This window comes from Streptomyces malaysiense (assembly GCF_000980885.2).
Lineage (GTDB): Bacteria > Actinomycetota > Actinomycetes > Streptomycetales > Streptomycetaceae > Streptomyces > Streptomyces malaysiense.
In genome coordinates, this window is the sequence record NZ_LBDA02000100.1 from 1 (window position 1) to 19,552 (window position 19,552).

Annotated in this window: 14 protein-coding genes; 9 read left to right on the forward strand and 5 right to left on the reverse strand. The window is 72.2% G+C overall.

Features of this window, described 5'->3' with window-relative positions; translation table 11 throughout:
• Positions 1 to 88: 88 nt before the first annotated feature.
• From VT52_RS32075 to VT52_RS32090, 4 genes are all read right to left on the reverse strand, one after another.
• Positions 89 to 6,439, reverse strand: a complete 6,351-nt coding sequence (locus VT52_RS32075) for an SDR family NAD(P)-dependent oxidoreductase (RefSeq protein WP_338059212.1) — start codon at positions 6,437 to 6,439, stop codon at positions 89 to 91.
• Between the two features lie 133 nt (positions 6,440 to 6,572).
• A complete protein-coding gene (locus VT52_RS32080; RefSeq protein WP_276207994.1) occupies positions 6,573 to 7,853 on the reverse strand; it encodes a beta-ketoacyl synthase N-terminal-like domain-containing protein in 1,281 nt (426 codons plus the stop codon).
• 100 nt (positions 7,854 to 7,953) lie between these two features.
• Positions 7,954 to 8,169, reverse strand: coding sequence for a DUF5988 family protein (locus VT52_RS36360; RefSeq protein ID WP_046422188.1), 216 nt, complete (start codon positions 8,167 to 8,169; stop codon positions 7,954 to 7,956).
• Positions 8,170 to 8,682: 513 nt separating this feature from the next.
• On the reverse strand, positions 8,683 to 9,090 hold the full coding sequence (locus VT52_RS32090; protein ID WP_046422186.1) for a hypothetical protein: 408 nt from the start codon (positions 9,088 to 9,090) through the stop codon (positions 8,683 to 8,685).
• 1,234 nt (positions 9,091 to 10,324) lie between these two features.
• On the opposite strand from VT52_RS32090, the gene VT52_RS32100 reads away from it, so the two are divergent.
• Positions 10,325 to 10,675 carry an ATP-binding protein gene (locus tag VT52_RS32100; protein ID WP_046422184.1) on the forward strand — a complete coding sequence of 117 codons (351 nt, stop codon included), beginning with the start codon at positions 10,325 to 10,327 and terminating at the stop codon, positions 10,673 to 10,675.
• Positions 10,676 to 11,227: 552 nt separating this feature from the next.
• Complete coding sequence (locus tag VT52_RS32105) at positions 11,228 to 12,316, forward strand: IPT/TIG domain-containing protein (protein WP_079175420.1); 1,089 nt, start codon at positions 11,228 to 11,230, stop codon at positions 12,314 to 12,316.
• A 90-nt stretch (positions 12,317 to 12,406) separates the two neighbouring features.
• On the opposite strand, the gene VT52_RS32110 is transcribed toward VT52_RS32105, so the two are convergent.
• Complete coding sequence (locus VT52_RS32110) at positions 12,407 to 14,047, reverse strand: FAD-dependent oxidoreductase (RefSeq protein WP_046422183.1); 1,641 nt, start codon at positions 14,045 to 14,047, stop codon at positions 12,407 to 12,409.
• Between the two features lie 210 nt (positions 14,048 to 14,257).
• Between VT52_RS32110 and VT52_RS32115 the strand changes: the two genes are divergently transcribed.
• The 7 genes from VT52_RS32115 to VT52_RS32145 all read left to right on the forward strand — a co-directional run bounded on the left by VT52_RS32115 (position 14,258) and on the right by VT52_RS32145 (position 19,521).
• Positions 14,258 to 15,346 carry a SchA/CurD-like domain-containing protein gene (locus VT52_RS32115; protein ID WP_046422182.1) on the forward strand — a complete coding sequence of 363 codons (1,089 nt, stop codon included), beginning with the start codon at positions 14,258 to 14,260 and terminating at the stop codon, positions 15,344 to 15,346.
• Positions 15,347 to 15,448: 102 nt separating this feature from the next.
• Positions 15,449 to 15,907, forward strand: a complete 459-nt coding sequence (locus tag VT52_RS32120; protein WP_046422181.1) for a cupin domain-containing protein — start codon at positions 15,449 to 15,451, stop codon at positions 15,905 to 15,907.
• Complete coding sequence (locus VT52_RS32125; RefSeq protein ID WP_046422180.1) at positions 15,904 to 17,163, forward strand: beta-ketoacyl-[acyl-carrier-protein] synthase family protein; 1,260 nt, start codon at positions 15,904 to 15,906, stop codon at positions 17,161 to 17,163. The genes VT52_RS32120 and VT52_RS32125 overlap by 4 nt, the downstream gene beginning before the upstream one ends.
• 7 nt (positions 17,164 to 17,170) lie before the next feature.
• Complete coding sequence (locus tag VT52_RS32130) at positions 17,171 to 18,415, forward strand: ketosynthase chain-length factor (RefSeq protein WP_046422179.1); 1,245 nt, start codon at positions 17,171 to 17,173, stop codon at positions 18,413 to 18,415.
• Between the two features lie 19 nt (positions 18,416 to 18,434).
• On the forward strand, positions 18,435 to 18,689 hold the full coding sequence (locus VT52_RS32135; RefSeq protein ID WP_046422178.1) for an acyl carrier protein: 255 nt from the start codon (positions 18,435 to 18,437) through the stop codon (positions 18,687 to 18,689).
• Between the two features lies 1 nt (position 18,690).
• Positions 18,691 to 19,170, forward strand: a complete 480-nt coding sequence (locus tag VT52_RS32140; protein WP_046422177.1) for an SRPBCC family protein — start codon at positions 18,691 to 18,693, stop codon at positions 19,168 to 19,170.
• 27 nt (positions 19,171 to 19,197) lie between these two features.
• On the forward strand, positions 19,198 to 19,521 hold the full coding sequence (locus VT52_RS32145; protein ID WP_046422176.1) for a TcmI family type II polyketide cyclase: 324 nt from the start codon (positions 19,198 to 19,200) through the stop codon (positions 19,519 to 19,521).
• Positions 19,522 to 19,552: the final 31 nt, after the last annotated feature.

The window sequence follows — 19,552 nt, forward strand, 5'->3', positions numbered from 1 at the left end:
CACGACCGGGCCCGGGAGGCCCTCACCTGTTCAAGATCCCTCAGCCGAGACCTGGCTCACCCGTCCACAACCTCCCGGGACAGAACATCTAGGCGTCCGAGGGCGACGGGTCCTCCTGCGGGTCCAGGCCCATGCGGGCCGCCAGCGCCGTGGCGAGCGAGGCGACGGTCGGGTGCTGCCAGACGAAGTTGCTCGCCAGCCGGACGGACAGTTCGGTGTCGAGCCGGATCCGCAGCTCGGTGGCCAGCAGCGAGTCGAAACCGAGGGACCGCAACGGCGTGTGCGGGTCCAGCGTGGTGCCGCCCGTGCGCAGGATCGCCCGGATGTGGTCGGTCAGGTAGTTCTCCAGCTCCGTCTGCCGGGCGATGCCCGCGGGCAGGGCCCGGAGCCGGGTGCGGATGTCCGAGCCGCCGGCCTCGGGCGCGGACTCCCGGGGAGCCGGAGCGGCGCCCTCCGCGGCGAGGAGGGCGAACAGGCTGGAACGCGCCGCCCCCCGGGGGATCCAGGTGCGGGGGAGGCCGGGGATCACCGCGGTCTGCACCCGCCGGTGGGTGAGCAGGGAGTGCAGAGCCGCCAAGCCCTCACGGGTGGGGATCGTCTCGTATCCGCGATCGGCGAAGTCGGTCGCCTGTCCCGTCTCGCCCCATGGCCCCCAGTCGACGGCCAGGGTGGGCCATCCGTTGCGGGTGCGCCACGTGGCGAAGGAGTCCAGCCAGGCGTTGGCGGCCGCGTAGGTGCCCTGTCCGGCATTGCCCAGGAGGGAACTCATCGAGGAGTAGAGAACGAACCAGTCCAGCCGTTGGTCCGCCGCGGCCTTGTGCAGGTTCCAGGCACCGGTGACCTTCGGGGCCCACACCCGCTTCAGCTGGTGTTCGCGGGCGGTGGCCAGCGCGGCGTCGTCCAGGACCATGGCGCAGTGCACGATCCCGCGCACGGGGACGCCGCCCTTCGAGGCGACCTCCACCAGGCGTTCGGCGGTGCCGCGCCGTGCGATGTCGCCGAGCACGACCGAGACGTCCGCGGACAGTTCGTTGATGGTGCGCGCGCATTCCAGCGACGGCGGGCGGCGGCCGTTGAGGATGATGCGCCCCGCGCCCCGCTCGGCCAGCCAGCGCGCGGTGGCCAGTCCGAGACCGCCCAGCCCCCCGGTGACGATGTAGGCGCCGTCGGGGCGTACGACGGGCGGCCCGTCCGGCAGGACGGCCTCGGTCTCTCCGCGGTCCGGTACGGTCAGCACGACCTTGCCGAGGTGACCGGCACGGGCCATCAGCTGGAAGGCGTCGGCCGCCCGGTCCAGCGGATACTCGGTGCACAGCAGGGGCTTGAGCCGTCCGGCGGCGACGTGGTCCATGACCTCGCGCAGGACGACGGCGAAGAAGTCCGGGCGCCGCTGCTGGAGTTCGATGAGGTCGACGGCGCTGAAGCTGATGTTGTGCCGCATCGGGCCGAGCTTGAGGGCGGCGTCGGCCATGATGTCGCGCACGCCCAGCTCGATGAAGCGGCCGAACGGCCGCAGGCTCTGGAGACCGGCGCGGACGGCCGGGCCCGCCAGGGAGTTGAGGACGACGTCGACTCCCTGGCCGTCGGTGGCCCGGCGGGTCTCCTCGGCGAAGTCCAGGGTGCGGGAGTCCATCACGCAGCGGATACCCATCCCGTGCAGATGCCGCCGCTTCTCCTCGGAGCCGGCCGTCGCCAGGACGTCCGCGCCCAGCATGCGGGCGACCTCGATCGCGGCCAGCCCCGTGCCTCCGGTGGCCGAGTGGATCAGTACCCGCTCACCGGGAACGAGCCGGGCGATGTGGTGCAGGGAGTACCAGGCGGTCAGGTACGCGGTGGGCAGACCCGCCGCCGTGGCGGGTGCCGGCTGCCGCGGCGCGGGGACCACGGCGGAGGCCGGCACGGTGACGAAGGAGGCGAAGGCGCCGCCCTGGAGCTGGACGGCGAGCACCGCGTCACCGGGGCGTACGTGGTGCACGCCGGAGCCGACGGCGCTCACCGTGCCGGCGCACTCGAAGCCGATGCGGTAGGCGGCGGCCGGCTCCGAGCCGAGCATGCCCAGCGAGGTCAGGACGTCGCGGAAGTTGAGCCCCGCGGCCTGGACGCGCACTTCGACCTCGCCCGCGCCGGGCTGCCGGCGGCCGGTCGCGGCCAGTTCCAGGCTGCCGATGTCGCCGAGCCGTCCGACGCGCAGCCGGAATCCGTCCTCGCCGTACCGGACCCTCCGGGACGAGCAGGCGGTGTGTTCGCCCGCCGTGACGGGGGCGGGCGCGATCCGGGCGGCGTACCGGACGCCGTCCCGCAGGGCGATCTCGTCCTCCGGCGCGTCGGCGAGGAGTTCCGCGGCCAGCGTGCGCAGGCCCTCCTCGCCGGGATCGGTGTCGACGAGGGTGGGGCGCAGCCGGGGCTGTTCGACGGCCATGACGCGCGTCACCCCGCGCACCGTGCCGTGCGCGGGGTGCCCCTTCTCGTCCGCGGTGACGGCGTACGCGTGCCGGGTGGCGACGTACACCCGCGCGTCCCGGCCGTGCTCGTCGGCGGCCTGCGCGAGGGCCAGCAGCCGCCGTGCCCGTTGCTGCGCGCCGTCGACGGGGTGGGCGGACGGCGTGCCGCACAGCAGGACGACGGCTCGCCAGCCGCGACCGCCCGCGGTCAGGTACCCGCCGAAGGTCTCGGCCCAGGTGCCGAGCGCTTCGGAGTCCAGCGGGCTCTCCCGCACCTCGACCCGGGCGCCGGCGGTGCGCAGGAGCGTGGCGAGACGTTCCGCCTCGCCGTCGCCCTCGCCCACCACGAGCCAGTCCCCGGGCGCGGAGGCCATGGCGCGGGGGTGGGGGACCCGGTGCCAGCCCAGTTCCATGAACCACTGGTCGACGGGGGCGTCCTCGGCCGGCGCGCGCCGGACGAACCGCACACCGTCGAGGGCCAGGACCGGCCGGCCGCCGTCGTCCAGGACGCGGACGTCTCCGGCCAGGGCCCGGTCACTGTTCTCGGTGACCCGTGCGTGCGCGTGCACGGCCCGGCCGGGGTCGCCGAGCAGGCGCAGTCGGCGCACCTGCACCGGCAGGATCGCTCCGGGCGCGGTGCCGCGGCCGGAGCCGGCGACCAGCAACTGCAGACACAGGTCCAGGAGGACGGGATGCACGCTCAGGCCGTGTTCCGGGGTACGGGCCGTGGCCGGCACCTCGATCCGCGCCCAGAAGCTGTCCCGGCGCCGCGTCGTGCTCAGCTCGGTGATACCGGTGAAGGCGGGTCCGTGTTCCAGTCCGCAGGCGCGCAGTCCGGCGTAGAGCTCGGCGGGATCGAGGGGGACGGGGTGCTTGCGGGCGAGTTCGGAGAGGGACGCCGCACGGGCGTCGCCCGCCGCGAGGACGTGCCGGGCGATGGCCGTGGCGTGCAGTTGCCAGGAGCCGTCGGGATTGCGGGAATGGACCTCGCAGGCGGCCTGGTCACCGGTGGTGAGGGTGAGGGTGGTGCTGATCTCCGGGGCGCCGTCGAGGGGCAGCAGATCGTGGAAGTCGATGTCGATCAGGTCGATGTCGGTGGGCTCGGTGACATCGGCCAGTGCGGTCTGTGCCGTGGTGTGCAGGAGGGCGCAGAACCCCGCGCCGGGCAGGACGGCGGTGCCGTGCACGAGGTGATCGCGGAGCCAGGGCAGCCGGTCGGCCGGATCGGTGGCGCGCCAGGAGTGGCGGACCTGGTCACCGGGGATCTCGGTGTGCCGGCCGGGCAGCCCGCTCGCCTCGGCGGGCGCCGCCCGGCCGGCGGCCCAGTGGTGGGCGCGGTCGAAGGCGATGGTGGGGGCGTCGGTCAGGTTTCCGCCGTTGTAGAGAGCGGACCAGTCGACCGTGCCGCCGTGGCAGTGGAGGGCCGCGAGCTGGGTGCGGAAGGTGGCCGGTTCGTCCTCCGCGCGGCGCAGCGTGGGCAGGACCACGGCGTCGGGGACCAGCGGGGCCAGGCTGTCGGCGAGGGACTGGGTGACCACGGGGTGCGGTGACACCTCGATGTAGACCTTGTGCCGCTCCTGTGCGGCGGCGGCCACGGCGGGCTGGAAACGGACCGGGCGGCGCAGGTTGGCGCACCAGTAGTCGGCGTCGAGGAGCGGTGGCCGCAGCGGGTCCTCGGACACGGTGGAGTAGAACGGGATCCGCGGCGTGCGGGGGGACAGGCCGAGCAGGGCCTCGCGCAGATCGCTCAGCAGCGGTTCGACGTGGGAGCTGTGGGAGGCGACGTCGACCGCGATCGGTACGGCGGCGATCCCCTGCCGTCCCCAGCGGTCGACCAGCCGGGCGATCTGGCCGGCGTCGCCGGAGACGACCGTGGTGCCGGGCGCGGCCAGGACGGCGACGGACACCCCGTCGGCCCCCGCGTCGGCGAGGGCGGCGTCCACCCCGGCCCGGTCCAGGCCGACACTGGCCATCGCCCCCGTGCCGGCGATCCGTTCCAGCAGCGCCGACCGGCGGCAGATGACGCGCACCCCGTCGGCGAGCGTGAGGGCCTGGGCCACGACCGCGGCCGCGGCCTCTCCCATGGAGTGGCCGATGACGGCGGCCGGCAGCACTCCGTGTGCCTGCCAGGCCGCGGCCAGCGCGATCTGCAGTGCGAACAGGGTTGGTTGCACCCTCGGACACCCGGTGACGGGTTCTCCGGCCTTGACCAGCTCCAGGACGGAGAACCCGGCCTCGGCGCGGATGAGCTTGTCGACGTCGGTCAGCGCCTTCTCGAACGCCGCGTCGTGGGCGAGCAGTTCCCGGCCCATGCCCGCCCACTGCGAGCCCTGGCCGGAGAACACCCAGACGGGCCGCCGGGGGGCGGTGACGTCGGCGGTGCCGGACACGAGGGCGGCGTGGTGCAGGCCGTTCCCGGCCGTGCGCAGGGCCTCGACGGTCTCACCGCGGGAACGCGCGACGACCGCGAGGCGCCCGCGGCCGGGGCTGCGACGCAGGGCCAGGGTGTGGGCGACGTCGCGCAGCGGGACGTTCTCCCCGTCCGTCTCCAGCCAGTCGGCCAGCCGTCGGGCGGCGGCCGGCAGGGCGCGGTGGGAACCCGCCGGGACCACGATCACCTCCGGCGGCGCGGTCCTGGGCCGCCGGGGGGCGGGAAGGCCGGTACGGCGCGTGGCCGGCGGCGGCTCCTGGAGGATGACGTGGGCGTTGGTGCCGGAGAAGCCGAACGAGGAGACCGCGGCCAGCCTGACCGGTTGTCTGCCCGGCCACGGGGTGTCCGTGAGCGGGACGAAGAATCGGGTGGCGTCCGCCTCGATGGCCGGATTCCAGCGGGTGAAGTGCAGGTTGCGGGGGATGGTCCCGTGCTGGAGGCACAGGACGGTCTTGATGAGTCCGGTGATGCCCGCGGCGGGCTCCAGGTGGCCGAGATTGGTCTTCACCGACCCGAGGGCGCACGGGGAGAGGCCGTTGCCGTACACGGCGGCCAGGCTGGCGAACTCGACGGGGTCGCCCACCGGGGTGCCGGTGCCGTGGGCCTCGATCAGCGAGATCTGGGCCGGGTCGACATCGGCGCGGGAGAGCACCGAGCGGTAGAGGGCCTGCTGGGCGGCGGCGGAGGGCGCGGCGAGGCCGTCCGAGCGGCCGTCCTGGTTCACCCCCGAGCCGCGGACCACGGCGAGGATGCGGTCGCCGTCCCGGCGGGCCTCGGCGAGGCGCTTGAGGACGACGACGCCGCAGCCCTCGCCGCGGACGAACCCGTCCGCGCCGGCGTCGAAGGTGCGGCAGTGCCCGGTGGGGGAGAGCATGCCCATCCTGACGAAGGACCGGGTGATGCGGGAGGCGAGCATGAGGGTGACGCCGGCGGCCAGGGCGAGGTCGCACTCCCCGCGGCGCAGCGCCTCGCAGGCCAGGTGGAAGGCCACCAGGGAGGACGAGCACGCGGTGTCGAGGGCGATGCTGGGGCCGTGCAGGCCGAGGAGGTAGGAGATGCGGCCCGCGGCGACGCAGTGGCCGTTCGTCAGGATCGATCCTTCCAACTCGGTCGGCTGTCCCGCGAGCTGATCCATGTAGTCGTTGTAGCTGAGTCCGGTGAAGACCCCCGTCGGGGAGCCGGCGAGCCGGTCGGGAGGCATCCCGGCGTGTTCCAGGGCCTCCCAGATGACCTCCAGCAGCAGGCGGTGCTGCGGGTCGAGGACATCGGCCTCGCGACCCGAGACCCCGAAGAAGTCCGCGTCGAAACGGGAGACGTCCTTCAGATAGCCGCCCCGGGTGAACCGGGAGAGCGTGCCGGCCGGTGCTCCGTCCCCGAGGATGGTCGTCTCACGGCCGGGCGGCGGCTCCCCCACCGCGTCGCGGCCCTTCACCAGTAAGCGCCAGAAGGCGGCCGGGGAGTCGGCGTCCCCGGGGAGCCGGCAGCCGATGCCGACGATGGCGATGGGTGCGTTCGCGGGCCGAGGCCCGTGCTTGTCGTTGACCACGGGGGTCTCCTTGTCGATCACGGGGGAGGTGAAGGGTGCGCGCCGTCCGCGCGGAACGGGCGGTACGGCGTGAGCGCCGCCCGGTGAGCGCCGCCCGGTGAGCGCCGCCCGGTGGGCGGGCCCGGCGCACCGGAACGGGATGGGGCGGCGGCGCTCAGACTTCCGGGCCGCCGAGGAGGATCGCGCTCTTCACGCCTCCGACCTGGTAGTTGAAGCTGAGGGCGTAGTCGAAGTCGAGGGCACGGGGTGTCGTCCCCGGAACCGGGTCGAAGGTCAGGCAGTCCGCCGGCTCCTCGCAGTTGGCGGTGGGGCACACCTGGCCGTGGTTCATCATCAGGAGGGTGAGGGCCACGCCCAGGCAGCCGGCCGGGGCGCCGTTGTGGCCGAAGCAACCTTCCTGCGAGGTCATGAGGAGATCGCGCGAGGCGGGGCCGTACAGCTCCCGGACGGCGTTCGCCTCGAACGTCGTCACCACGACATTGCCGTCGCTGCCGCCGTGGACGTAGGGCACATCGGAGATGTCCCAGGTGTCCCCGAGGCACCGGCGCACCGCCGACACGAGCGCCTTCCCGGATTCCTCGCAGGCCAGCGGGTTGGAGAGCCCGTCGCGTGTGGTGGTCTGCGACAGGATCCGGCCGTACAGGCGAGCCCCGCGCGCGAAGGCGTGTTCGCGGCTCTCGATGACGACGGTCGCGGACCCCTCGCCGTGGTTGATGCAGTCGGCCCGCCGGTCGTACGGACGCATCAGGGCGTCGAACGAGGGCAGCAGGCTGGGCATGTCCTCGGAGCGCATGGCCTCGTAGGTCTGCTGGGCCCCGGTGAGCAGCCGCTGGATGTTGCGGATGAGCGTGACGCTGAAGACGTCGACGCCGGTCACCACGGCGATGTCGGCCTCGCCCGAGGCGATCATGCGCTGGGCGTTGCCGATCTGCAGCGCGGAGGACGCGCAGCCGCACGACACGGTGAAGTTGGCGCCCCTCGACCGGGTGAGCCCGCCCTGGACCAGCGCGACGTCCGAGGGGGTGACGGACTGCTCCGCCGCGACGAACAGCTCCAGCGCCTCGGCGACCGGATAGGTCGCGGGATCGGCCCGCATGACGGCGAGATAGCTGTCGATGTTGGCGTCCACCCCGCCGCGGCCCACCAGGATGGCCGCGTCCTGGAGATCGCGCTGGACGTCGAGGCCGGCGTCCGCGCACGCCTGGGCCAGGGACATCAGGCCGAAGCGGTGGGCATCCGTGTAGTGACGGGAGAAGAACTCCGGGATGTCGGGGACGTGTTCCTCGAATGTCTGCCGGGGGAGGTTCACACCGCCGTAGTAGACACCGTTGTTGACGAGGCACGAGGTTCCGGTGGAGGCGACCTGCCAGAGGTCGTCCGCGGTGAACACCGGAGATCCGGCTCCCGGCAGACACAGTCCGATTCCGGTGACCACGGCGTCACAGCCCCGTCCACCGGTCCGCCGCCTCACGAGCCACCCCTCGACTTCAGTTCCTTGGTCATCGCGCTTTTCCTTTCAGAGACATGGGACTTGGTTATTCGGCCACATAAGTGCGGCGGCACCAGCGGTACACGGGCAATCGGTGGCCGTTGTGCATGGAGTAGGAGCCGGAGAACTCGAAGTGTTCATAGGCGTTACCGCAGAGGATTTTGATTTTTGGCTCGATTTCCAGGGATCGGACCTCCCATACGGCGGGAATGTCGATCCAGTCGGGACCTCCGGAAAGCATCACCCGAGTGGTGTTCGGCATGTCCACCTCCGGTGGTGGTGTTGATGAAGGGGCGCGATCAGCGCCCCCGTTCCGTCCCATTGGGTTCACCGCGGCATGTGCACATGCGCCTGCACGAGTGTCTGCGCGGGGAGTTCGCGATCCCGCTCAGGGGCGGCATGCGGGAAAGGACGGGAAACAGGAAGCGGGAGGCCATGCGGCCGACCCGGCACAGGGAACGGAAAAATGCGGCGTGCAGCATGCTGACCTCGCCGTGGGATCGAAGGGTCCGCCGCTTGTCGCCCGATGAGGGCGCGTACCGTGCCGCGGTCGCGGGCCGCGGCACGGCCGAAGCGGCGTGAACGGCGGCCGGGCGGCGCGGGCTCCGGCGCATCGGGTGGACGGCCCGTCGCGGGCCGCGCCGGGCGGTGGCGCCGGGGCCTGCCGTCGGCCCGGCCGCCGCCGGACCGAAGACGCGACGGTCCGGCGGCGGCTCGCCCGGCTCACGCCGGGGTGAGGGGGAGCCCTGTCACGGGCGCCCGGTACGGGAGGCGATCAGGACGCGTTGGCCAGCGCCTGGGTGATCGCGGCAGCGGTCGCCTGCTCGGAACTGAGGGCGGAACTGGACGCTCCGAGCAGGTTGTACACGACGGCGGTGGCGTTGGTCGCGGATGCCGTGAGGATGTTGGCCTCCACCACCTGCGGCTGCGTGAGGCAGTCGCCCAGGGCCGCGACGAGCGAGACGGCGGTGGACAGGTTGTGGGTGCGCGCGGTCTGGGTGTCGCTGGCCTGGTCGGCGGTGATCGCGGCGTTGTTGGACGTCTGCGCGCTCGTCAGGTCGTTGACGCAGGTCGAGGCGGCGGCGGCCGCGGGGGTCGCCAGGACCACGGGAGCGATACCCACGGCGGCGCCGGCCGCCATGACGACGCTGACGGCGGCGGCTGTGATGCGAGGACGGAACATGCTGGCACTCCTTGGAGAGATGACACGTGCGCTCATTGGCGACGAAGTCGACGGGAGTGGTCCCGTGTCTTTCCGAAGGACGGCCTGCTTTGGAAATGAAAATCACCTGGCCGCCGCGCAACTTGTGCGTCTGGAGTGACGACCGGAACGGGTAGCAGTCACGTCCCCGGAAAGGGATGGGCGGCCCGCCGGTTCGTAAATACAATGGAGCAACGGCTGTGCGCGGCATCTCAAGAGTGGCCGCACGGTATCACTCGAACGCAGTAATGTATGTGTGCTGACAAAAGATCGACCGTACGGCTGGTCCGGGCCCGAAATATGCGTCCTGAGCTGGAAGTTGTGCCTTCGCCGCGTTCATCCCGCTCATGTGTGCATGAACTCGCCCCGCCCGATGGGGACTTCGCCCCCGGGCCCGCTCGGCCGTTCCGGTGCGGGGGAGGTGAATCGCTCGATTCCTCCGGGCATCCGGAAAGCTACTTCCCTGAAGACTTTACTCCCTTTGTCGTCCGCGCCCGACCGGCATCTCGTGGCCCGCTGCTCGCGACCTGCCCCCGATACGCAGGAACGAATTTCCAATCACACTGGAGTAGGCCATTTGGGTGCTAGTCCGCAGTCAGCTGTTGCTCGCCACATGACAGCTCGGCGATAACGGTTACATCCAACGGTGGGCTGCCCGTCCTCTCCGGGGGAGTGGCTGCTCAACCCCAGGGGACCGTCGGCTTGATGGCGGCCCCCGAAGGAGGGGGCTGCCACGATGGGCACCCCCAGAGAGAAGTTGGATCGTCAGCCGGCGCCGGTGTCGGCGTCGGCTGACGCCTGACTTCTGGCCGCCGCTCCGGGAAGGTGCGGCGGCTTCGCCGTCTCTCGCCCAAGAGAGGGCCGCCGCCGGAGGTGAGGAACGTACGGGGAGGAGCGGAGAACGACGGCTGCGTGTGCGCCGTCGTCCCGTACCGCGCTTCGGACCACAGCGCCGCGCTCTGCCTCCCGGCCCCGCGCGGGGGGAGTTCACTCACCCGCGTCCTCGGCGTTGCCGCGCAGCGCCGGGGGCACCAGCGCCTTCCCTCCGCGGTGCCCCTTCACGAGCACCAGGAGAGTCATGTCCGCGACCCCACGTGTTTGCGCGCGTGTCACGCTGTCCCCGCAAGAGATCGACCGATGGCCCGACACCCCGGTCGCACGGGCGCTGGCCACCTTATGGCCCCGGTCCCGCACCGCGACCTTCAGCCTCCCGGCCATGGACCGGGCCGTCCCGATCTGCCGGAGCCTGACTCGTTCCTGGCTCGCCCAGCAGCGCATCGCCGACGAGGACGTCTTCGACACCGTCCTGCTGATCAGCACCGAACTCGCCACGAACGCCATCGTCCACACCGGCAGCGCGATGATCACCATGAGCCTGCGCAGGAACAAGGACCACCTCCGGATCCAGGTGCGCGACCAGGGCACGCAGTCCGCCGGCAAGCACTGGCACAACACCTCCGGATTCGGCCGGGGTCTGGAGATCATCGCCAGTTACGCGGGCGTGCTCGGCACACGCAGGGGCGCGGACGGCACCAGAACGATGTGGGCCACCGTCAACCTGGCCTGAGTGATCCGTGACTGATGCCCCGTCCGGTGCGACTCCGGTCGGGGGCAAGGGCGCCACAGGGGACTTCTCCCTGCTCAGGCGCCCTTTCCCATGGTCAGGAGCTGCCGGCTCCCGGTGCCCCGGCACATGGCCCGTTACGGCGAACGGGTGAATCGGCGTCAGCTCCGTTGATGCGCGATACAGCCTTATGCGGTACTGGATACACCCAAACGGTGGGCCGCCCATCCCTTCCCGGGGCTGGCGGCCTGCGGTTTCCCGCATGACCTTTTGCGGACGACACCGCGGACGGCAGGGCGCTCACAGCCTGCCGTTCCCCGTGGACGGCATCCCGTGGAGGAACCGGATCCGTCGGTGCCGCGATGTGACGGCACCCGTCGGCGGACGGCCCCGTACCACGTCCCGGGAGCCGCCGTGCGAGCCGTCCGCCTCTCTTCGAGCCGCTGTGCGGGCATCACGGATCCCCCGTTCCCGGCCGCCCGGTACACGGCGCCGCCGTGGGCGAGCGTCCCGTTTGCGTGTGTGCTCCAGCCACTTCGATGAGGAGGAAACTCCATGTCCACGCCCGTTTCGCAGATCCCCGGCTTTCCCCCCGGGTTCCCCTTCCCCTTCCCGCCGAGCACCCCGACCATCGGGGCCCTCGTCCCGATGTCCGGCCCCGCCGGCGGCGGCAACCTGGTCCTCATCGTGGGGTCCGGTCTGGCCAACGCCTCCTCGGTGACGTTCGGCGGGACCCCCGCGAGCATCCTGTTCCAGGACCCGATCGGACTGCTCATCATCGTCACGGCGCCGGCCCACGCCGCCGGCACCGTGCCGGTCGTCGTCACCAACGCGGGCGGTACGAGTGCCCCGGCCATGTACACCTACCTGGCGCCCGTCGGGCCGGTCGTGCTCTCCCTGCTCCCGACCAGCGGCCCGACCACCGGGGGTACGCCGTTCACCATCGTGGGCAGCAACCTCGCGGGTGCCTCGGTGACCTTCAACGGTGTGGCCGCGACCGGTGTCGTGGTGGACCCGACCGGCACCATCGTCACCGGTGTCACGCCGGCCGGTACCGCGGGCAACGTGCCTGTGGTGGTCACGACGCCCGCCGGCAGCGCCACCGTCGCGGGCGGCTTCACCTATGTCGCGCCGCCCCCGCCGGTCGCCGTCTCGCTGGTGCCGGTCACCGGTCCGACCACCGGGGGTACCCCGTTCGTCCTCGTGGGCAGCAACCTCGCGGGTGCCTCGGTGACCTTCAACGGTGTGGCCGCGACCGGTGTCGTGGTGGATCCGAGCGGCACCATCGTCACCGGTGTCACGCCGGCCGGTACCGCGGGCAATGTGCCGGTGGTGGTCACGACGCCCGCCGGCAGCGCCACCGTGGCGGGGGGCTTCACCTATGTCGCGGCTCCGCCGGTGGCCGTCTCGCTGCTGCCGACCAGCGGCTCTAGCGCCGGGGGTACGTTGTTCACCATCACGGGCAGCAACCTCGCGGGTGCCTCGGTGACCTTCAATGGTGTGGCCGCGACCGGTGTCGTGGTGGATCCGAGCGGCACCATCGTCACCGGTGTCACGCCGGCCGGTACCGTGGGCAACGTGCCTGTGGTGGTCACGACGCCCGGTGGCAGCACCACCGTGGCGGGCGGCTTCAACTACGTGTGATCCGCCCGTCCGCGTGACACCGGTCCCGCGTCCCCGGCCGACTCTCCTCGGCCGGGGACGCGGGCTGCGCCGAGCCGCCGCCCGCGCGGGTCACCCCTTGCGCAGTACGGCCCCCAGCGCATCCCTGAGGGCGGCCTGCGGGTCGGGGGAGGCGCCCTGCGCGCGCCAGGCGACGAAGCCGTCGGGGCGGACCAGCACCGCGCCGTCGGTGCCGACGCCGTGCAGCTCGGCCCAGTCGTCGCCCTCGGTGTCGTACATCAGGTCGGCGTCGCCGCCGGGGCCGATCCGGTAGGCGTCGAGCCGTACCCCGTCCAGGGCGGCGACCCGCCGGGCGGCGTCGTACCAGCCCGCGTCGTCCGGGGCGTCGGTGAGCAGCACCATGGAGCGCTCGTACAGATCGAGGGTGGACAGCCGGCGGGCGGCCTGGCGCAGCCACAGATGGGGGGCGCGGGTGCCGGGGCGGCCGGTGAGCGAGAGGGCGTCGGGGACGACCGGTGCCCCGGGGTCGGTGCCGACGGCGGCGCCGTCCGGGTAGTGGTAGCCGAGGACGACGTTGAGGATGCCGCCGCGCTTGGCGCCGCCGACCCCGGGGGCGGGGGCGAAGCCGGGGTGGCTGTGCTCGACCGAGCGGGCGGAGGCGCGGGCGCTGGTGGCGACGGCGACCGGGCGGCGCTCGGCGCCGTAGCTGTCGAGGAGCGCGGGACCGGCCCAGCCGTCGAGGACCGCGGCGAGTTTCCAGGCGAGGTTGTGGGCGTCCTGGATGCCGGTGTTGGAGCCGAACGCGCCGGTGGGGGACATCTCGTGGGCGGAGTCGCCGGCGAGGAAGACCCTGCCCCGCGCGTAGGAGTCGGCGACCCGTTCGGCGGCGCGCCATGACGCCATTCCGGTGATCCGCACATCGAGGTCCGGCACGCCGACCGCAGCGGCGATGTGCCGCTGCAGGCGCTCCTCGGTGAACTCCTCAAGGGACTCGCCGAGTTCCGGGTGCCAGGGGGCGTGGAAGACCCAGCGCTCCTTGTTGTCGACGGGGAGCAGGGCGCCGTCGGCGTCGGGGTGGGTGAGGTAGCAGCAGATGAAGCGGCGGTCGCCGACGACGCCGGCCAGGCGGGTGGAGCGGAAGGTGACGCTGACGTTGGCGAACAGCTCGCCGGGGCCGCTCTGGCCGATGCCGAGGGCGCGGCGGACAGGGCTGCGGGGGCCGTCGGCGGCGACGAGGTAGTCGGCCCGGACGGTGTAGCGCTCGTCGGTGGAGCGGTCGCGGACGATCGCGGTCACCCCGTCGGTGTCCTGCTCGAAGGACTCCATCTCGTGGTGGTAGCGCAGGTCGCCGCCGAGTTCGCGGGTGCTGTCCACGAGGACGGGTTCGAGGTCGTTCTGGCTGCACAGGCACCAGGTGGTGGGGCTGAACCTGCGCAGGCCGCCGCCGGGGTCGATCTCCTTGAACAGCCACTCGCCGGCCTCGCCGGCCAGGGCCGGGGTCTGCAGGATGCCGTGGTTGTCGGCGAGCAGTGAGGCCGCCGCCTTGATGTCCGGCTCGATGCCGGCCACCCGGAAGAGTTCCATCGTGCGGACGTTGTTGCCGCGTCCGCGCGGGTGGTGCGAGGTCCCGGAGTGCCGCTCCACCAGCATGTGGCGCACGCCGAGGCGGCCGAGGAACAGGGATGTGGACAGGCCCACCAGAGAGCCGCCCACGATGAGGACGGGAACCCGGTGGTCGGCTGTGTGATGCATCGAGCCTCCAGAGGCAGGGGTGCGTACAAGGCGCCTGCGAGTCTCATGCCCGGTATCGCCGTCGTTGGGGCCATTTGTGCACGGGATCACCCGCGTGGTTCCTACGAGTCGCGGGCTCACGGCCGCAGGCACAGGATCAAGAAGCGCTGACGTCGCGTCACGGCGGTGACCGGCGCACCCGAGATCCCCCGCCAAGGAGATGTCCGCACCATGACCACCACCTCTGAACGTCTGTCAGAAGCACCGGCGCGCGACGCGTCGAAGCGTGTCTCCCAGTCCGTGTTCGACGGCTCGCGGCTCCGGGTCGTCCTGCTGGTCGATGTCTTCGACGGCGCGCAGCAGCAGTTCCTGGAGGCGTACGAGCAGCTCTGCAACCAGGTTGCGTCGGTGCCCGGCCATGTCAGCGACCAACTCTGCCAGTCCATCGAGAATCCATCCCAATGGCTCATCACCAGCGAGTGGGAGAGCGCGCCGCCGTTCCTCACCTGGGTGAACAGCGAGGAGCACGTGCGGATGGTGGAGCCGCTGCACTCCTGCGTGCGCAACACCCGCTCGCTGCGCTTCCACATCGTCCGCGAGACGGGCCGCGCCTATGAGACCGACGCGCCCGCCCGGGGCCGGCTCCAGACGGAGGTGCGCATCGGCGACGGAGTGATCCGGCACGCGCTGACCTTCACCGTGAAGCCGGGCACCGAGGACAAGGTCGCCAGGCTGCTCGCCGACTACACGGCGCCCGAGCCGCGGGTGGACGACTCCACGCGGCTCCTGCGCACCTCGCTGTTCATGCACGGCAACCGGGTGGTGCGCGCCATCGAGGTGCGGGGCGACCTGCTGGCCGCCCTGCGCCACGTGTCGCGCTCGCCCGAGGTGCGGGCCGTGGAGGAGGCCATCAACCCCTACCTGGAGCAGGACCGGGACCTGAACGACCAGGAGTCGGCCCGGATGTTCTTCACCCGGGCGGCGCTGCCGGCCGTGCACCATGTGATGGCGGACGACCGGCCCGAGGGCACCCGGCGGGCCCTGTACTACCCGGCGAAGACGGGCCGCGGGATGAAGCTCGCGGAGCTGCTCGCCGAGGCGGACTCGGCGTCCCACGACGACCCGTCGAGCCAGGTGCTGCGCAGCACCGTCTTCGAGCGCGAGGACGTCGTGGTGCGGCTGGTGGACCTCGCCGCCGAGGGCGCGGACGTGGACCCGCTGCCCCGGGACCCCGCGCGGGCCGCCGAGCTGCGCGAGCTGCTGGCCGGCGAGGCCGCCCGCATGCAGCTGGTCACCGACCGCCGCTCGCCGGCGGTCTGAGCGCCGGTCCGCTCGCGGCGGGCCGCACCCGGAGATCCGATCACACCCGGCGAAGCCCGGTCACACCCACCGAAGCACGATCACATCCACCGGAGGAACGTCGTGATCAAACCCCGTCCGAGAATCGTGGACCTCAGCGAGGTCGAGCCCAACACGCGGCGCGGCGGTGATCTGCGCGCCATGCTCACCCCGGCCACGGTCGGTTCCACCAGCGGCTTCATGGGTGTGGCCATCGTGCAGCCCGGCGACCGCATCGGTGAGCACTACCACCCCTACTCCGAGGAGTTCGTCTACGTCGTCTGCGGTGAGCTGGAGGTCGACCTGGACGGCGAGCCGCACGTGCTGCGCCCGGAGCAGGGGCTGATGATCCCCATCGACATGCGCCACCGGTTCCGCAACGTCGGCAAGGTGGAGGCGCGGATGGTCTTCCACCTCGGACCGCTGGCGCCGCGCCCGCAGCTCGGGCACGTCGACACCGAGGAGACGTCGGTGATCGGCGCGGCCGCGGTGCTGACCGAGCCGGCCGGGGCGGGCGCCGACGGCGGAGGGGTCAGGTCATGACCCGGCGCGTGGCGGTCACCGGCATAGGCATCGTCGCCCCCGGCGGCATCGGCACCCCCGCCTTCTGGGATCTGCTCGCGCACGGCCGGACCGCGACGCGGGGCATCACCTTCTTCGACCCCTCCCAGCTGCGCTCGCGGATCGCCGCCGAGTGCGACTTCGACCCGGCGGCGCACGGCCTGGACGCCGAGCAGGCGGAACGGGCGGACCGCTACATCCAGTTCGCCCTGGTCGCGGGCGACGAGGCGGTCCGCGACTCCGGGCTCGACCTGGCGCGGGAGGACCCCTGGCGGATCGCGGTGTCGGTGGGCACCGCGGTCGGCGGCACCACCCGCCTGGAAAACGACTACGTGCTGGTCAGCCATGGCGGCGAGCGCTGGGACGTGGACCACGAGCGGGCGCGGCCCCAGCTGCACCGGGCGTTCTCCCCGAGCACCGCGGCCTCCGCCGTGGCGGAACGATTCGGCGCCCAGGGGCCGGTGCAGACCGTCTCCACGGGCTGCACCTCGGGTCTGGACGCCGTCGGATACGCCTTCCACACCGTCCAGGAGGGCCGGGCGGACATCTGCATAGCCGGCGCGTCGGACTCGCCCATATCCCCCATCACCATGGCGTGCTTCGACGCGATCAAGGCCACGTCACCGAACAACGACGACCCCGCGCACGCCTCCAAGCCCTTCGACAACAACCGTGACGGCTTCGTCATGGGCGAGGGCGGCGCGGTGCTCGTCCTGGAGGAGCTGGAGCACGCGCGGGCCCGCGGCGCACACGTCTACTGCGAGTTCGGCGGCTACGCGACCTTCGGCAACGCCTACCACATGACCGGTCTGACCAAGGAGGGCCTGGAGATGGCGCGGGCCATCTCGACCGCCCTCGACCAGGCCCGGCTCGACCCCACGGCGATCGACTACGTCAACGCGCACGGCTCCGGCACCCGGCAGAACGACCGCCACGAGACGGCGGCCGTCAAGCGGGCGCTCGGACAGCACGCCTACGACACCCCGATGAGCTCCATCAAGTCCATGGTGGGCCACTCCCTCGGGGCGATCGGCGCCATCGAACTGGTCGCCTGCGTGCTGGCCCTGGCCGAGCAGGCCGTGCCGCCGACCGCGAACTACGAGACCCCCGACCCCGAATGCGACCTCGACTACGTGCCGCGTACCGCCCGCGAGCGGAAGCTGACCAGCGTGCTCTCCGTGGGCAGCGGGTTCGGCGGCTTCCAGTCCGCGGTGATCCTGACCCGGCCGAGGGAGTGAGGACGAGATGAGCGAACCCCAGGACCGGCGTGCGGCCGTCACCGGCATCGGCGTGGTCGCGCCCAACGGCATCAGCACCGACACCTTCTGGAAGGCCACCCACGAGGGACTCAGCGTCCTGGACCGGGTGACCCGCGAGGGCTGTGAGCGCCTGCCGCTGAAGGTGGCCGGCGAGGTCCGCGCCTTCGACGCGGCGGACACCATCGAGGAGCGGTTCCTCGTCCAGACCGACCGCTTCACCCACTACGCCATGGCCGCGGCCGACTTCGCGCTCACCGACGCCCGGCTCGGGCAGGCCGACACCGACCAGTCGCCGTACTCCATCGGCGTGGTCACCGCAGCGGGCTCCGGCGGCGGCGAGTTCGGCCAGCGCGAGCTCCAGCGGCTGTGGGGCAAGGGCAGCCGGTTCGTGGGGCCGTACCAGTCCATCGCCTGGTTCTACGCCGCGAGCACCGGCCAGGTCTCCATCCGCCGCGGCTTCAAGGGGCCCTGCTCGGTCGTCGCCTCCGACGAGGCGGGCGGTCTGGACGCCCTCGCGCACGCGGCACGGGCGGTGCGGCGCGGCACCGACGCGATCGTGGCCGGCTCCACCGAGGCGCCGCTCGCGCCGTACTCGGTGGTCTGCCAGCTCGGCTACGAGGAGCTGAGCCGGGAGGGCGAACCGGGGCGTGCCTACCGGCCGTTCACGAAGGACGCGTGCGGGTTCGTGCCCGCCGAGGGCGGCGCGATGCTGGTGGTGGAGGCCGCCGACGCCGCCCGGGAGCGCGGCGCCGACATCCGGGCCTACGTCGCCGGGCACGCGGCCACCTTCACCGGCGCCTCCCGCTGGGCGGAGTCCCGCGCGGGTCTCGCCCAGGCGATCCGGCAGGCGCTGGCCGAGGCCGAGTGCGCGCCCGAGGAGGTCGACGTCGTCTTCGCCGACGCCCTCGGGGTGCCGGCGGCCGACCGGGCCGAGGCGCTGGCCATCGCCGACGCCCTCGGTGCCCACGGCACCCGGGTGCCGGTCACCGCGCCCAAGACCGGCACCGGCCGCGGCTACTGCGCGGCCCCGGTGCTGGACACCGCGGCGGCCGTGCTCGCGATGGAGCACGGACTGATCCCGCCGACCCCGAACGTCCACGACGTCTGCCACGACCTCGACCTCGTGACCGGCCGCGCCCGGGTCGGCGAACCGCGCACCGCGCTGGTCCTCAGCCGCGGCCTCATGGGGTCGAACTCGGCGCTGGTGCTGCGGCACCCCAGCGCGCGGTGAACAGCAAAGGAGGAGAGCAATGTCCAAGATCACCGTCGAAGAACTCGCAGCCCTCATGAAGAAGGCGGCCGGGGTAACCGTCAGCCCCCAGCAGCTCAACGACAAGCCGGACACCGGCTTCGACGTCCTCGGCGTCGACTCGCTCGGCCTGCTCGGCATCGTGGGCGAGCTGGAGAACGAGCACGGCACCCCGATGCCGGTGGACGCCGAGCGCTGCAAGACCCCGCAGCAGTTCCTCAACCTCGTCAACAACACGCTGATGGCAGGAGCCTGACATGGCAGGACACACCCAGAACGAGATCACCGTCGCGGCCCCGCTCGACCTGGTCTGGGACATGACCAACGACCTGGAGCGCTGGCCCCAGCTGTTCAGCGAGTACGCGTCCGTCGAGGTGCTCGAGCGGGAGGGCGAGAAGACCACCTTCCGGCTCACCATGCACCCGGACGAGAACGGCACCGTCTGGAGCTGGGTCTCCGAGCGCGAGCCCGACCGCGCCACCCGCACCGTCCGGGCCCGCCGGGTGGAGACCGGTCCCTTCGCCCACATGGACATCCACTGGGCCTACGAGGAGGTCCCGGCCGGCACTCGCATGGTGTGGACCCAGGACTTCGCGATGAAGCCGGAGGCGCCGGTCGACGACGACTGGATGACCGACAACATCAACAAGAACTCCAAGGTCCAGATGGCCCTGATCCGCGACAAGATCGAGAAGGCCGCCGCCGGACACCGGCCCGCCCCGGCGCTCGCCGACTGAGCGCCACCGCACCGGAAGGGAAGCACCGTGCACCAGGCCCTGATCGTCGCCCGGATGGCCCCGGGCTCGGCCCCCGACATCGCGAAGATCTTCGAGGAGTCCGACCAGGGGGAGCTGCCCCGCCTCGTGGGCGTCACCCGGCGCAGCCTCTTCCAGTTCGGCGATGTGTACATGCACCTCATCGAGTCCGAGCGCGAACCGGGCCCGGCCATCGCCAAGGTCACCGAACACCCGGAGTTCCGGGGCGTCAGCGAACGGCTGACGGCATACGTCAGCGCGTACGACCCGGAGACCTGGAGGTCCCCCAAGGACGCGATGGCGCGTCGCTTCTACCTCTGGGAGCGCTCCTGACACCGGAGTCCGGACCGGACGGACGCCGGTC